Raw genomic sequence first — 15,157 nt, forward strand, 5'->3', positions numbered from 1 at the left:
TTACTCGCCACTTCGTGGAATTCAATGGCCTGCTGCAAAGCGGAAGTAGTCAGGCTCGCCATTCCGGTGTATCGCCAGAGAACAACGAGCAAAAACACACGAGGAAACAACATGCGTCTCAAGTGGCTTTCGCCTGGCGAAATGTCTCCCGACCAGAAGTCCATCTATGACGAGTCGATCGCCAGCAAGCGCGGACGCCCGCCGGAGCCGATGATGGCCTGGCTCGCCAGCCCGAACATGGCCCGGCACGCGACCCGCCTCGGCGCGTTTCTGCGCTACGACACCACGCTGACACCCGCGCATGCCGAGCTGGCGATCCTCGTCACCGCGCGGCACTGGACCGCGCATTTCGAATGGTATGCGCACAAGAAGATGGCGCTCGACGGCGGCCTCGATCCCGCCATCATCGAAGACATCAAGAACCGCCGCACGCCGAGTTTCAGCGAGAAGAAGGCGCGGGTGATCTATGACGTCGCCAAGTCGCTGCACGAGGCGCAGGGCCTGTCCAAGCCGCTCTATGACGAAGCCACCGAGACGCTGGGCGCCCAGGGCCTCGTCGAGATCATCGGCCTGTGCGGCTACTACACCATGGTCTCGATGACGCTGAACACCTACGAGTTCGGCCTGCCGGACGGGCTGGTCTCGGAACTTGCGTAGGCGATGCCCCTATGGGTAAAGCGCCACGAGACCCATCAATCCAATTCCTGGAAACGATGGGTTTCGCGAAGACGCTCTACCGATCCTGCGATCGCGTGACTAGATCGTGCTGAGCGCCATACCCCTCAGGAGTTTCCCATGCCCGACCAAACCCTACCGATCCCCGCAGGCACACGGATCGGGCATGTTCACCTGAAGGTTGCCGATCTTGATCGCGCGCTCGGCTTTTACCGCGACGTCCTCGGCTTTCAGGTCAAGCAACGCTATGGCGATCAGGCTGTCTTCATCGCCGCCGGCGATTACCATCACCACATCGGCCTGAATACCTGGGAGAGCAAAGGCGGCCAGCCACCGGCGCCCGGCACCACAGGTCTTTTCCATACCGCGATCCTGTATCCCACCCGCGCCGCATTGGCCGACGCGCTGCACCGCGTGCTCTCGGCCGGCATACAGCTTGACGGCGCCAGCGACCACGGCGTCAGCGAGGCGCTGTATCTGCGCGACCCCGACCAGAACGGCGTCGAGTTATATTGGGATCGGCCGGAGGCGGAGTGGCCACGGAATGGCGATGGCGGGATTGCGATGTTTACCAGGCGGCTGGATGTTGAGGAGCTGCTGAAGCAGCGGCAGACATAAACTCAGTCCTCATCCTGAGGAGCCGCGCCCCTTCGCGCGGCGTCTCGAAGGATGTGCCAAGCAGCTCATGGTTCGAGACGGCGCTACGCGGCTCCTCACCATGAGGTTAGAGCTTTGCTCTTCCGCCCCCGCACCATGATCAACAGTGCCGCGGCCACCTGCAACGCCATGCAGACATAAAACGGCACGGCGTAACTGCCCGAAAGATCGCGCAGCCAGCCGACGATGCCCGGACCGAAAGCGTAAGTGACCTGCGTCGCCGCCGTGATCAGGCTGACCAGCACGCCGAACGACCGCGCTGCAAATTCGCGCTGCACGATCAGCGCCGGCAGCGTGATGAGATTGCCAACCGAAAAGCCGAACAGCGCGCAGGCGAAGAACACCAGCGCCTCGTTGCGCGAATTGATAATGATCGCAAGCGCCGTCGCCTGGCTGAGGAACGAACAGGCCGAGGCCAGTCGCTGATTGAGCCGGTCGATCACTGTCGAGAACAGCACGCGGCCAACCACCGCCATCAGCGTCAGCAGCGACACCGCGGCCGCCGCGCGCTCGCGGCCGATCACCGGATCGAGAAACGAGATCAGGTGCACGATGAAGCCGACCTGCGCAAATAATCCGAACGCAAAAGCAATGGTGAGCGTCAGGAACGCCACGTCGCGCATCGCCTCCGCGCGAATGCGTGTCGACGATGGCGCGCTGGCCGTAGCGGCAACACCGTCCGATGTGGCGGATGCTGCGCGATGCGGCGGATGGCCGACGAAGATGATGATCACCGGGACGAGCAGCACAAGCATCGCGATCGCTGCTGCGATAGTCGCGCCGCCAAAACCGAAGGCATTGCTCGCCGCGACCAGTAAAGGCACGCCGACGATGCCGCCGAAACTCGCGCCATTCAGCGCAAGGCTGATAGCCATACCGCGCTTCTTGTCGAACCACAGACCAAGCGTGTTGGTGATCGCGCCCAGACTTGTGCCGGCCCAGCCGAAGGCGAGCAGCACGTTCACTGCATAGAGCTGCCAGGGCGAGGTGATCTGTCCGAGCAGGATGGTGGCGAAAGCCATCACGCCGACACCGGCCAGCAAACAGTTGCGCGGCCCGAGCGCGCGCATCGCTTCGCTCACGAATGCGACCAGCAATGCGCCGACGAGATAGAAGAAGGTCGTGGCCGTTGCGATGGTCGAGGCCGGCCAGCCATGCACGCGCTGAAGTTCCGCGAGATAGACGCTCTGGCCATAGAAGCCGAGCGCCCAGCCGAATGTCGCGAGCAGGAAACAAACACCGACGATACGCCAGCCGTCGTAACGAGCCGATGTCTCGTCATTTACCTCGGGCTTCTTCGGCCCAGTCGGAGTCGCGTCCATTCCGGATCTACTTTCATTACGTTTCGTCCATCATGCTGCTCTGCGACAACACGCCGCGCTGATGTACCACCGTGATTAGAATTAACCACCCGTTTTACGGGCCAAAACGCTTTTGGATTAACTTCACAATCAAGCCATTCAAATCTTCACACCCTTGGCAGCTGCATTCGGCAGCGCCATATGGTATCGTATTGGATATGGAGGATTTTGAACCGTGAATGCGCTCGCCGAAGTGACTGAACAGACCGACCGTTCGCTCCTGATCGTGGAGGACGACAAGCCGTTTCTGGAGCGTCTTTCGCGTGCGATGGAAACGCGCGGCTTCACGGTCACGTCCTGCGACTCCGTTTCCGAAGGTCTCGCCCAGATCAGCAAATCAGCGCCCGCTTTTGCCGTAGTCGATCTTCGTCTCGGTGACGGCAACGGGCTCGATGTCGTGTCGGCACTGAAGCAGCAGCGTCCCGATGCGCGCGCCATCGTGCTCACCGGCTATGGCAACATCGCCACCGCCGTGACAGCAGTGAAGATGGGTGCCGTCGACTATCTGTCGAAGCCGGCCGATGCCGACGACGTCGTTGCAGCGCTGCTTGCGATCGACAATGACAAGTCCGAACTGCCTAACAACCCGATGTCGGCCGACCGCGTGCGCTGGGAGCACATCCAGCGCATCTATGAGATGTGCAACCGCAACGTCTCGGAAACCGCACGTCGTCTGAACATGCATCGCCGTACGCTGCAGCGCATTCTCGCCAAGCGCGCGCCGCGCTGAGCCTTCTTTAAAAGCTAGATTTCGTTCGGCAGGGCTGCATGACCTTGAGGGTCGTGCAGCCTGTTCAGTCTGTGCGCCGCGGTCATCGCGAAGCGCAGCATCATGCCCTTGCGCGTCGGCACCGGGAGACGATGCTCCGGTGCATCGCAATGAACATGCGCGCCATAGGCATCCGCCACGATCAGGCCTGTATCGCCGGGAAAAATCTCGCAGGGGAGATCCTGCGTGAAGGCAAAGAACAGCCGGTCGCAATGCGCGCGATACTCGGGCCATTTCTGATCAGCCCGCAGATCCTCGATCGATGACTTGATCTCGACGATCCAGACATCCCCGCGCTCGTTCAGCGCGACCAGATCCGCACGCCGTCCGGACGGCAATGATAGTTCGCTGACGCATGAGAATCCCAGCGACCGCAGCAACCTTGTGGTTCCGCGCGCAATCGCCAGCGCCGTCTCCGACTGACGACGATCGAAAATCAGCGCTGGCGTGTGAACGGTATTCGCTTCCATGGCGACAAACTTAGCCGATTTCGGCGGGGCCGCCCATCATGTCTCCCGCCGGTCTGCCGCACGCATGTCGCAAGCTGGACGCAAGTTTTCCGCGAGCGGCGGCGGGCGAGTTCTTCCATCGCTGCAGCCCGGATTACGGAGACATCCCATGAACTTAGCCCATATCGGCCGCGTCATCCTGATCGCCGCTGCCGCAACTTTGCCGCAGGCGATTTTCGCCGGTTCCGCGCAGGCAAAGCCGACCGTCGAAGTCGCCTTCGTGCTCGACACCACCGGTTCCATGAGCGGGCTGATCGAAGGCGCCAAACGTAAGATATGGTCGATCGCAACCACGATCCTCGACAGCAATCCCGACGCCGACATCCGTATGGGTCTCGTCGCCTATCGCGACATCGGCGACGACTACGTGACCAAGACCTTCGACCTCACCACCGACATCCAGGACCTCTATGGCAACTTGCTGCAGGTCCGGGCGAAGGGTGGCGGCGACTGGCCGGAAAGCGTCAACGAGGCGCTCGATGTCGCCGTCAACAAGCTGCAATGGACCAAGGGCAACGATGTCAGGCGTATCGTCTTCCTGGTCGGCGACGCACCGCCGCATATGGATTATCAGCAGGACACGAAATACACGACCACGCTCGAAGTCGCGAAGCAGAAGGACATCATCGTCAACGCTGTTCTGGCAGGCGCTGCCCGCGATACGGAGAAGGTCTGGCGCGACGTTGCCCAACGCGGCGACGGCCGTTTCATCGCAATCCCGCAGGATGGCGGCCAGATCGTCATCATCGAGACGCCCTATGACGAAGAGATCATCATCCTGCAAAACGACATCAACAAGACGGTGATCCCCTACGGCCCGCGCGCGCTGCAGAAGCACACCGAGAACAAGACCCGGCAGCTCTCGGAAGTCGCGGCGGCGGCGCCCGCCTCGGCAACGGATATGGCAAGCTACATCAACAAGCGCGCGAAAGTGTCGTCGGAAGCCGTCACGGGCGGCGGCGACCTCGTCAGCGACGTGTCCGCCGGCAAGCAGAAGCTCGATAGCGTGAAGGAGGATGAATTGCCGGAGGCCATTCGTAAATTGTCGCCGCAGCAGCGCGCCGATGAACTCGGCAAGCAGATGAAAGATCGCAAGGTGCTAAACGACAAGCTCAGCGCGCTGGTGGCCAAGCGCGATGCCTACCTCATGACCCAGCGCGACAAGGCGCCGGCCAAGGCGTCGTCCTTCGATCGCGAGGTGGAGGCGACGTTGAAGGTGCAATTGAAGAAGTAGAACGCGGTCGTCCTTTCCCTCCCCTCTCCCCCAAGCGCAGCGAAGCTGCGCGCCGTGGGAGAGGGTGCCTGAGCGAAGCGAAGGCGGGAGAGGGCCTTGAGCGAGCGCCCCCTCTTCCGTCTCGAACCGCTCTGCGGTTCGATCCACCCTCTCCCACCCGTCGCGGCTGCGCCGCGCCCGGGGGAGAGGGGAAGAAAGAAGCCGCCCAAATTCCCCCTTTTCTCGTCCGCAAAAATCAGCATTGTGGCGCGATGACAGATGAAACCGAACATAAAGCCCAGGCCGGCGGCACCATCATTCCGGTGACCCTGTTTCAGCAGAACTGCATGTTGCTGTGGGATGAGACCACGCGGCAGGCCGTGGTGATCGATCCCGGCGGCGACGTACCGCTGATCCTGGACGCCATTGCCAAGGCCAATGTGAAGGTCGAACAGATCTGGCTGACCCACGGCCATATCGACCATGTCGGCGGCGCCGACGAGCTGCGCGAAACGCTGAAGGTCGAAATCATCGGCCCGCATGTCGCCGATACGTTCCTGCTCGAACATGTCGAGGACAGCGGCGCAAAATACGGCATGACGGGCACCCGCAACTTCATGCCCGATCGCTGGCTCAATGAAGGCGACACCGTCAGCGTCGGCGGTCTGACCTTCGACGTATTGCACTGCCCCGGTCATTCGCCTGGGAGCGTCGTGTATTACAGCAAGGCGATGAAATTCGCCCATGTCGGCGACGTGCTGTTCGCAGGCTCCATCGGGCGGACCGACTTCCCCGGCGGCAGCCATGAGACATTGATTAATTCGATTACGACCAAACTGCTGCCGCTCGGCGACGATGTCGGGTTCATCTGCGGTCATGGCCCCGGCTCCAGTATTGGCCAAGAGCGCATGACCAACCCGTTCCTCACCGGCCAGGCATAATCTCGCAATGAGCGATGACAAGGCCTCCGGGGAGCAAGGAGCGCTTTCCAAGCACATCCTGCCGAGCTCCGGGACGATGATCGGCGTCTGCGCGACGCTGATCGGACTGGTCAAGATCATGGAGCCGCAGATCGGCCCCAGCCGGGTCGATGAATATTCGGCCATCGCCTCGCTGTTCTTTCTCGCCAGCGCGGTCGCATCCTACACATCTATGCGGAAGTCGCAAAACCGCCAACTCAGCGAGCGCTGCGAGTCGATTGCCGATCAGTGCTTTCTGGGAGGCCTCGTCGCGATCACGGTAATCATCCTGTTTTTCGCCTACGAAGTCATCTAGCCAGATTAGTCGGCTCGAGCGGGATCGGCCCAGTCTTCGATCTGCGATGCCGCAATGGTGCGCTTGGGTTGATATGGATTGAGTGTGCCGGCTGTAGCGGTCCAGCCTTTGGCCAGGATTTCCCGGGCGAACAGTTTTGCATCGATTTCGGATTTGAAGGTCCTGGTCGTACGCACACCGTTTGTCGCACGAGTGTCGGACTTCACGGATTTGTCGGGGCCAAACGCCACGTACCAGATATCGGGCTTCGTCATCATGGTGTAGTAACGCGAATTGTGACGAAAAGTTGCATCTCGTGTGGCGTGCTCGAGCTTGGCAGGCCTTACCTCTTGGTCGTATGCCGCGGCTCGACAATATCCGATACCAGGCCGAGCTTCTCCAGCAGGCGGATCGTCAGATAGGTGGTATCGAACTCCCACCAGCGATGGCCATGGCGCGCGGAGCGCTGATCGGCGTGATGGTTGTTATGCCAGCCCTCGCCGTGGGCGAGGTAGCCAACGAACAGATTGTTGCGGCTGTCCTCATCGGTCGCGTAGTTGCGGTAGCCCCAGATGTGGGTGACCGAATTGACCGCCCAGGTCTGATGCCAGACGAAGACGGTTCGCACGAAGACCGCCCAGATGACGATGCTGAGAGCGAACTGCACGGCCTCGGCCCATGAGCCGCCCCACAGCAGCTTGCCGGCCAGGCCCGCAAAGAAGAAAACGTTGATCTGGATGAGCAGGATCTTCAGCTGCCAGAAATTACGTTCCAGCGCGACATAGAACGGATCCCGCAGGACGTCCTTGGCATATCGTTCATAGATGCCGAGGCGGGACAGGTCCGGGTTCTTCACCAGCAGCCAGCCCATATGGCCCCAGAAGAAGCTGGCAAGCGGGCTGTGTGGATCCGGCTGCTCGTCGGACTTCTCGTGATGACGGCGATGGATGGCCACCCAGCGCGCCGGCGTATCCTCGGCACAGCAGATCGCGACGACAACGAAAGCGTGCTCCAGCCATTTCGGGCACTTGAAACCACGATGCGTCAGCAGCCGGTGATAACCGATATTGATGCCGATGAGCCCGAACAGCCGCGCTGCGATGACCGCCACGATCACCGCTGTCCAGTTGAAGAACATCGGCATCAGCGCCAGCAATGCGAGTGCGTGAAAGGTGGCGATGGTGAGCGTGTTGAGCCAGTCGATGCGATAGGGCCGCACGCCGTCCGGCAAAGCGAGACCTGTCTCGGTACGATCGGCAAGGGGAATGTCCAGTGCGATGGCAGGGGCGATCTGATCGCGATTGCTGGTGGCCATCGTTCTCCGCATCCGGGCGATTGATCGCCGCGTGGTGCTCGTGTGATTCCCCGGCACTTCTCTACGCGAGAACATCGGCGCTGACTACAGATACGCCGCAGGCCATAGATGGAACAAAACGGGCCGCCTGAAGGCGGCCCGTTCGAAAAGTCATTTATTGATCGGCTTAATCGATCACTTCCACGATGCGATGGGTGCGCGGCTCGACGAGAACCGTGCGACCATTGACCACGGTGTAGCGGTATTCACGGGCGGAATTGTATTCTGCCGGAACCTCGTAATAGGTCACGCCGCTCTCAGGCAGCACTGCACCGACACGAACTTCGTTGCTATAGGTGTAGGATGGGCGACGCTGTTCCACGACATAGCTGCGGAACCGCGGACGATCATCGACACCGAGCACGCCGGCTACGCCGCCGACAACACCACCGATGGTGCCGCCTACGATAGCGCCCACAGGACCAGCTGCGCGCTCGCCATCACGCGCACCACGCTCAATGCCTCCGGGGACACCCTGAGCCTGAGCAACGGCGGGAAGAGCCATCATGGCGACGATGGCAGCGGTTCCAAGAAGACGGCGGATCATGATGATCTCCAGTTTTGAATTGCGCCGATACAAGCTCGCGGCCGCACAATGGTTCCGGCGATTGAACTGTTAGAACCTGCGCACCGAGGCTGAAATATCTGGAGAGATATGGAACCGGAGGGCTACGCCTTTTATTCTGACGCGTTTTCTAGACGCGAACCGGTATCCACTTCGCTTGAAAACGCTTTAGCTCGTGACCATCGCGCGGATGCGTCGCAGGAAATGATCGAGGTCGAACGGCTTGGTAATCATCTCCATCCCAGGCAGCAGAAAGCCCTTCGCCATAACGACGCTTTCGGAATAACCGGTGATGAACAGGATCTTCAAGTCCGGCCGCGCCTCGCGCGCTTGATCGGCAAGCTGACGGCCGTTCATGCCGGGCAGCCCGATATCGGTGACCAGCAGATCGATGTTCGGCGTCTCGCGCAGGACCCGCAAGCCCGACGGACCATCAACTGCCTCGAGCACGCGGTAGCCTTCGTCCTTCAACATATCGACGATGACAGAGCGCACCACCGGCTCATCCTCGACCACCAGCAGGGTTTCGCCTGCGGCCACATGCTGATCGCCCTTCAGCGGGGCCGCATCCTGTGCGGCAGCGTCTCCCTCATGGCGCGGCAGATACAGTTTCACGGTCGTCCCGATATCGAGCCTGCTGTCGATGCTGACATGTCCGTTGGATTGACGCGCGAAGCCGTAGATCATCGATAGGCCGAGGCCCGTGCCCTGCCCGATCGGCTTTGTCGTGAAGAACGGATCGAAGGCGCGCGCCACGACCTCCGGGCTCATGCCGGTTCCGCTGTCGCTGACGCTGATGCAGATATAGTCGCCAAGCGTCAGAGCCGGCGCATTGGCATTGATGGCATCGACGCGCACATTCTGTGTCGCGATCTTCAAGTGCCCGCCATCAGGCATCGCGTCGCGCGCATTGATCGCCAGATTGAGCAACGCGCTCTCCAACTGGTTTGGATCGCACAGCGTGCACCATAGATCAGACGCCGCCACGATATCGAGATCCAGCGTCTCGCCAATGGTCCGGCGCAACAGATCCTCCAGCGAGACGATCAGCATATTGGCATCGACGCTTTTCGGAATCAGCGGTTGCCGCCGCGCAAAGGCCAGCAACCGGTGCGTCAGCGCAGCCGCACGATTGGCCGAGGTCATCGCAGCGTCGATATAGCGCGCGATATTGTCGGTGCGGCCCTGACCGAGCCGTGTCTGCATCAGGTCGAGCGAGCCGACGATGCCGGTGAGCAGGTTGTTGAAGTCATGTGCGATGCCGCCGGTGAGCTGACCGACAGCCTCCATCTTTTGCGACTGACGCAGGGCCTCTTCAGTATTTTTAAGGCGCTCGGCGGCAGCCTTCTCGGCGGTGACATCGCGCGCCACACAATAGATCTGGTTCTGATCCGGCACCGCCGTCCAGGACAGCCAGCGATAGGAGCCATCCCTGTGGCGAAGGCGATTCTCGAAGCGGATCGTCGGCTCGCCGGCAGCAAGCTTATCGACCTCGGCCATTGTCCTGGCCTGATCCTCGGGATGCTCGAGCCAGCGCGAGGTCTTGTTGAGCAGCTCGGCCTCGCTCCAGCCGAGCGTGCGCGTCCAGGCCGGATTGACGGTGCGCCAGACGCCATCATGGTCGGCGACCATCAGGAGATCCTGCGACACGCTCCAGATCCGGTCGCGCTCACGCGTCTTGTCGCGCACACGCTGTTCCAGCGTCTCATTGAGGTCTGCAAGTTTTGCCGCGAGCCGACGCGCCTCATCCTCGCTCTTGCGCAGCGCCTGCTCTGCCAGCACCTGATCGGTGACGTCGGTATGCGCACCGACCAGCCGCAGCGGCTTTCCCGCGTCGTCGCGCTCGATATAGGATCGCACTGAAATCCAGCGGGTCTGGCCATCGCTCGGGCGAATGATGCGATACTGCACAGTATAGTCGCGCACGCCGCTTTTCACCGCGTCGCGAAACTTCTGCTCCGTCGCCTCGCGATCCTCGGGATGGATGCGACGCACCCAATCTTCGTGCGACTCGTTGGCCGCTTCCGGCGGCAAACCATGAACGATCAGATATTCGGGCGATCGACGATTGCGGAAGCCGGTACGCAGATCGACTTCGAGACCGCCGATCTGGCCGATCTGCTGCACGCGCGCGAGCTCTGCTTCTCGCTCGCGCAAGACAATGGTCGCTTCATGATCCCGGGTGACATCGCGGCAAACCACCAGCACACCGCCGACGCCATCATCCAGATCGAGCGGACTGTAGCTGTAGGTCCAATAGCTGTGTTCGAGCTTGCCATTGCGCGTCATGGGGATCAGCTGGTTTTCATGCCAGGTGGCACCGCCGCCACTCATCACCTGCGCGATCTGCGGACCGATGATGGGCCAGATTTCGTGCCAGAATTCACGGCCGCGCGCGCCCAGCCCTGCGTGATGCTGTTGTGCATCCATGGTCAGCGCATAGGCGTCATTATAGAACTGGATGAGGTCCGGTCCCCACCAGATGAACATCGGGTGGTTGGTATTCAGAACGATCCGGATCGCGGTGCGCAGACTCTGCGGCCAGGTGTCCGGTGCTCCGATCGGATGCGATGCCCAATCGTAAGCGCGCATCAACGCGCCCATCTCGCCTCCACCGGCGAGAAAGTCGGGCGAATTCGGTCGATGGGCATCCAACATGCGCGGGCAATCGGTACGCAAGACCAGTCTGACGTATCTTGAGAACTTAGCGCCCTGTCAGACCTGGCGCAAATCGGCGCCGATCACGCCCTGTTACTTGTCAAGGTGACTTGATGAGACCGGCAGCCGTGAGGGCACGGGTAATGGCACCGTTGATATCGATAGACCGCCGTCCTGCGGGATCGCGGCGCGCGGCACCTCGATCGCCTGACGTGCGCGGCTTTTGCGTCACCAATGAGACAACAGCATCCGCCGGCGCCGCGGGTTCCACGACTGCAGCTTCGACATTGCGGGGTGCAAGCTGCCGGGTAAGGCCGAAAAACTGCGCGATATGATAAGAGGATGAGATGCCGGCTTCGAGCAGGAAGGCACCGGCGGCGCCATAGGGTTCGTCCTGTCCGGCAATCGCCAGCGGCGTGCCATGCGCCATGTCGGTGATCGTGTAGGATTCCACGACGGTTTCACCGTCCTTGTTCCACCACACCTCACGCGGATAGCCGTCGACATCCACGGCGGACATCGGTGCGGGCGGCAGGCCGTGAAGGTCGAGCCATTGCTTGACGATCTCGTTGGCATTGGCCGGATTGACGGTGCGATCGGCACTGCCGTGCCAGACGGACACTTTCGGCCACTCACCGGTATGCGGCGATGCCTTGCGCACGAGATTGCCGAGATCGTTCGCGGCACGCGGCGCCGCGCGATACATGCCGCTCAGCGCTTCCTGCATGGTGGTGGCGATACCGTAAGGCAGGCCTGCGATGATGGCACCAGCAGCAAAGACATCAGGATAGGTCGCCAGCATCACCGAGGTCATCGCGCCGCCGGCCGACAGACCCGTAACGAAGATGCGCTTGCGATCCACATCGTGGTCCACGGCCATCTGCTCGATCATCTCACGGATCGAGAGCGCTTCGCCGCTATCGCGCGCGATGTCATCGGCATTGAACCAGTTGAAGCAGGTGTTGCCGTTATTGGACGACTTCTGTTCGGGCATCAGCAGCGCGAAACCATAGCGCTCGGCCAGAGCAGACCAGCCGGTGCCGTTGTCATAGCCCGCAGCGTTCTGGGTGCATCCGTGCAGCACGACGACCAATGCCGGATTTGCTGCCAGCGTGGCGGGCACGTAACTGAACATACGGAGGTCGCCGGGATTGCTGCCGAAACCCGTTGATTCGCTGATCGGACTCAAACCTGCCGACGCACGGCCGCGCGCCAACCCCTGCAACGTATTGATTCCGGGCGGTTTCGGGAGATTGCGGAGGAAATCGATATTATCGGCAAGAGACACGGCAGCTCCTAGGTCGTCAGGCTTATACAACAGTACCGACGACATATGGTTGCTGCACTGCAAAATAAAACAAATACGGTTTCAATATACCTATCAACGAAACGAGAGGCGCCACGGACGCTTCCGAAATTACCTATATTGCAAAGGAAGCCCCGCAGGGCCGGCCATAACATGGCCAGGTCATACGGGGCGAGTCGGGGAGAGATGACGAGTTACTGTTTCATCTCGTTCTTCATCATCTTGTCTTTCTTCATGCCGTCTTTGTGCATGGAATCCTTCTTCGCGCTATTTTTCGACATTCCCTGGGTGCCCGTGGCCTTGGTCTCGCCTTCCTTCGCCGTCGTGCCGGTGCCCATCTTGGTCGAATCCTGGCCGGACGGGCCGGTCGCCTGGGCAAAGGCTGCGAACGGAGTAGCGCCGATGGCCGTGGCGCAGATCGCAACAAGAATGGTTTTCCGCATGGTCAGCTCCTGTTGAGTGAACGGCCTTCAACGCGACGTGGTTCGAAACGTTCCTGTTCCGTCGGCCGTCAATTACCGGTTCCGCACACGGTTTCGCGATTGACGTCACACCAGACCGACGATGTGCAAAAGCACGCCCGCGCCTGCACAAGCCAACAGGATCTGCAGCAAACCAATCCTCAGATAGAAGACCCCAAGCAGCGCCGCGACCGACAGCGCGACAGCCCATCCATTGACGCTCTGCAGAACCGGCATGTCGAAGCTGAGTCCGAGCGTGCGAACAGGTTTCACCTCCCGAAACATCGTGTGGATGGCGAACCATATCGCCAGGTTGAGGATGACGCCGACCACTGCGGCGGTAATCGCCGCCAGCGCGGCGCTCAGCGCGCGGTTGCCACGAAGAGTTTCGACGAACGGCGCCCCGAGGAAAATCCAGAGAAAGCACGGCGCAAAGGTCACCCAGGTCGCGAGCAATCCACCAAGCGTGCCCGCCAGCAGCGGCGGCAACATCCCCGGTGCGCGGAAGGCGGCCATGAAGCCCACGAATTGCAGCACCATGATCAACGGACCAGGCGTGGTTTCGGCCATGCCAAGGCCATCGAGCATCTCACCCGGCTTCAGCCATGCGTAGTGATCGACGGCCTGCTGCGCGACATAAGCGAGAACCGCATAGGCACCGCCAAAGGTGACCATCGCCATCTTGGAGAAGAAAACGGCAATCTGGCTGAACACATCATTGCTGCCGAACGCCACGAGCAGCACAGCGACGGGCGTAAGCCACAGCACCAGCCAGACGACCGCAACGGTGAGCGACTGCCGTACACTCGGCCGGGCATGGAGAGGAAGTTGATCTCCGAGCAAACTATCAGCGTCGCCGCCGCCTGATGACCCGTGGCCCGCACTCACCGTGAAGGCCGACAGACCGGCCCGACCGCCGAGGAAGCCAATCGCTGCCGCACCGAAAACAATCACCGGGAATGGCACGTCGAGAAAGAAGATCGCGAGGAAGGCGATGGCCGCCAGCGCGCGCATCACATCGTTCTTCAGTGCACGACTACCGACTCGCACCACCGCCTGCAGCACGATCGCGAGCACTGCGGCCTTCAGGCCGAAGAACAGCGCCGCGACGATGCCGACATTACCGAATGCAGCGTAAATCCAGCTCAGCACCATGATGCAGATCGCACCGGGAAGGATGAACAGCCCACCGGCCATCAGCCCGCCAGCGGTCCGGTGCATCAGCCAGCCGATATAGGTCGCAAGCTGCTGCGCCTCCGGGCCCGGCAACAGCATGCAATAGTTCAGTGCATGCAGAAACCGGCTCTCCGACACCCAGCGCTTCTCATCGACGAGGATGCGATGCATCACCGCGATCTGCCCGGCCGGACCGCCGAAGGAAAGCAACGCGATCCGGAGCCACACCGAAAATGCCTCCGAGAAGGAAACGCCGTGGGTCTGCGGCTCGGGAATGGCTGGCGGTGTGACCGAAGTTGCTTCCGTCATCTCAAGCTTTCGTCTTTGCTGTCGGCCAGTTGTGGGTTTCGGTGCTGGCATCTCGGCACCAGCGATAGAACGCATCGTACAAATTCAGTCCAGCCTCAAGCTGTTCGAGATCGTCGGCATACATCCGCGACAGGCCGAGTGACGCCGCCAACAGGCCCGGCGCTTCCGGGGCGAGATCGAGCCGCGCTGTATCCGCCGCGCGGACAATGGTAGCCAGCCGCAGCAACGGCGGCGTGGCGAGGCCGAATTCCTCGATCATCACATCGAAGGTACAGAGCTCGCCGCGATGGCTCCAGAACACGCCTTCGATATCGAAGGGCGCAGCATCAAATTTCTCGCCGACTGCCGAGACTTCCGACGGCGCAACGAACATGAATAGCGCCGCCGGATCGATGAAACGCCGGATCAGCCAGGGACAGGCAATGCGGTCGATCTTCGGCCGTTCGCGCGTCACCCACAAAGTGCGGCCCTGCGGGTTTTGCGGCGGCAACTTGCCGGCGGGAACGCGCGGCAGGCCCGCACTCTCCCATGCGAGATACCCGCCTTCCAGAACCTCTGCCGGGATACCGGCATCGCGCAGCAGCGCGGCAACGCCGTGACTGAGCTTGAGACCTATCTGGCAGATCACCATGGCGGACCGACCGCGCAGCGCTGCGGCCCAACCATTCACGTCGCCGAATGGCCGCCGGACCGAACCTGGCAGGAGAAACTGCGACCGGGCGAAATCCTCGTCGGTGCGGACATCGACGAGCGCGGGACATTTCGGCGTCCCGATCAGGCGAACGAGTTTTTCAACGGAAATGCTGTTAATCGATGACATGGCGCGTCCTTGCAGGAATGCGGGACGCGATACTTGGGCATGTCGCCTCGTGGGGAGATCGCTTTGTCCC

Annotated in this window: 16 protein-coding genes; 6 read left to right on the top strand and 10 right to left on the bottom strand. The window is 61.3% G+C overall.

What is annotated here, in order from left to right:
- Window positions 1–111: 111 nt before the first annotated feature.
- Together AB8B20_RS18765 and AB8B20_RS18770 are read left to right on the top strand one after the other, a co-directional pair.
- Entirely contained in the window at window positions 112–657 is a 546-nt protein-coding gene (locus AB8B20_RS18765) for a carboxymuconolactone decarboxylase family protein (RefSeq protein WP_068729735.1), read from the top strand.
- A 138-nt stretch (window positions 658–795) separates the two neighbouring features.
- Complete coding sequence (locus AB8B20_RS18770) at window positions 796–1,293, top strand: VOC family protein (protein WP_439074351.1); 498 nt, start codon at window positions 796–798, stop codon at window positions 1,291–1,293.
- Between the two features lie 95 nt (window positions 1,294–1,388).
- On the opposite strand, the gene AB8B20_RS18775 is transcribed toward AB8B20_RS18770, so the two are convergent.
- Window positions 1,389–2,654, bottom strand: a complete 1,266-nt coding sequence (locus AB8B20_RS18775; protein WP_439074350.1) for an MFS transporter — start codon at window positions 2,652–2,654, stop codon at window positions 1,389–1,391.
- Window positions 2,655–2,868: 214 nt separating this feature from the next.
- Between AB8B20_RS18775 and AB8B20_RS18780 the strand changes: the two genes are divergently transcribed.
- On the top strand, window positions 2,869–3,423 hold the full coding sequence (locus AB8B20_RS18780) for an ActR/PrrA/RegA family redox response regulator transcription factor (RefSeq protein WP_089263491.1): 555 nt from the start codon (window positions 2,869–2,871) through the stop codon (window positions 3,421–3,423).
- Window positions 3,424–3,437: 14 nt separating this feature from the next.
- Here AB8B20_RS18780 and AB8B20_RS18785 read toward each other — a convergent pair whose 3' ends face one another.
- Window positions 3,438–3,932, bottom strand: a complete 495-nt coding sequence (locus AB8B20_RS18785) for an MmcB family DNA repair protein (RefSeq protein ID WP_439074349.1) — start codon at window positions 3,930–3,932, stop codon at window positions 3,438–3,440.
- A gap of 148 nt (window positions 3,933–4,080) precedes the next feature.
- Here AB8B20_RS18785 and AB8B20_RS18790 point away from each other — a divergent pair, with 148 nt between their 5' ends.
- From AB8B20_RS18790 to AB8B20_RS18800, 3 genes are all read left to right on the top strand, one after another.
- Entirely contained in the window at window positions 4,081–5,205 is a 1,125-nt protein-coding gene (locus AB8B20_RS18790) for a vWA domain-containing protein (protein ID WP_439074348.1), read from the top strand.
- Between the two features lie 251 nt (window positions 5,206–5,456).
- A complete protein-coding gene (locus tag AB8B20_RS18795; RefSeq protein WP_175369176.1) occupies window positions 5,457–6,125 on the top strand; it encodes an MBL fold metallo-hydrolase in 669 nt (222 codons plus the stop codon).
- A gap of 7 nt (window positions 6,126–6,132) precedes the next feature.
- Window positions 6,133–6,459: a hypothetical protein gene (locus tag AB8B20_RS18800; RefSeq protein ID WP_120287506.1), complete on the top strand. Its 327-nt coding sequence runs from the start codon at window positions 6,133–6,135 to the stop codon at window positions 6,457–6,459.
- A 5-nt stretch (window positions 6,460–6,464) separates the two neighbouring features.
- Here the strand turns inward: AB8B20_RS18800 and AB8B20_RS18805 are convergent, their stop codons facing one another.
- From AB8B20_RS18805 to AB8B20_RS18840, 8 genes are all read right to left on the bottom strand, one after another.
- On the bottom strand, window positions 6,465–6,716 hold the full coding sequence (locus AB8B20_RS18805; protein ID WP_093757625.1) for a hypothetical protein: 252 nt from the start codon (window positions 6,714–6,716) through the stop codon (window positions 6,465–6,467).
- Window positions 6,717–6,781: 65 nt separating this feature from the next.
- The gene (locus AB8B20_RS18810; protein WP_439074347.1) at window positions 6,782–7,753 is read right to left on the bottom strand and encodes an acyl-CoA desaturase; all 972 of its coding nucleotides are present in this window, start codon (window positions 7,751–7,753) and stop codon (window positions 6,782–6,784) included.
- Between the two features lie 166 nt (window positions 7,754–7,919).
- Window positions 7,920–8,339, bottom strand: a complete 420-nt coding sequence (locus AB8B20_RS18815) for a DUF1236 domain-containing protein (protein ID WP_068730422.1) — start codon at window positions 8,337–8,339, stop codon at window positions 7,920–7,922.
- A 186-nt stretch (window positions 8,340–8,525) separates the two neighbouring features.
- Complete coding sequence (locus AB8B20_RS18820; RefSeq protein ID WP_439074346.1) at window positions 8,526–11,015, bottom strand: PAS domain-containing protein; 2,490 nt, start codon at window positions 11,013–11,015, stop codon at window positions 8,526–8,528.
- 100 nt (window positions 11,016–11,115) lie between these two features.
- A complete protein-coding gene (locus AB8B20_RS18825; RefSeq protein WP_439074345.1) occupies window positions 11,116–12,303 on the bottom strand; it encodes an extracellular catalytic domain type 1 short-chain-length polyhydroxyalkanoate depolymerase in 1,188 nt (395 codons plus the stop codon).
- A 212-nt stretch (window positions 12,304–12,515) separates the two neighbouring features.
- Entirely contained in the window at window positions 12,516–12,764 is a 249-nt protein-coding gene (locus AB8B20_RS18830) for a hypothetical protein (RefSeq protein ID WP_093757628.1), read from the bottom strand.
- A gap of 105 nt (window positions 12,765–12,869) precedes the next feature.
- The gene (gene chrA / locus AB8B20_RS18835) at window positions 12,870–14,267 is read right to left on the bottom strand and encodes a chromate efflux transporter (protein ID WP_439074344.1); all 1,398 of its coding nucleotides are present in this window, start codon (window positions 14,265–14,267) and stop codon (window positions 12,870–12,872) included.
- Between the two features lies 1 nt (window position 14,268).
- Window positions 14,269–15,087 carry a chromate resistance protein ChrB domain-containing protein gene (locus tag AB8B20_RS18840; protein WP_439074343.1) on the bottom strand — a complete coding sequence of 273 codons (819 nt, stop codon included), beginning with the start codon at window positions 15,085–15,087 and terminating at the stop codon, window positions 14,269–14,271.
- Window positions 15,088–15,157: the final 70 nt, after the last annotated feature.

This window comes from Tardiphaga sp. 866_E4_N1_4 (genome assembly GCF_052076075.1).
Classification (GTDB): domain Bacteria; phylum Pseudomonadota; class Alphaproteobacteria; order Rhizobiales; family Xanthobacteraceae; genus Tardiphaga; species Tardiphaga robiniae.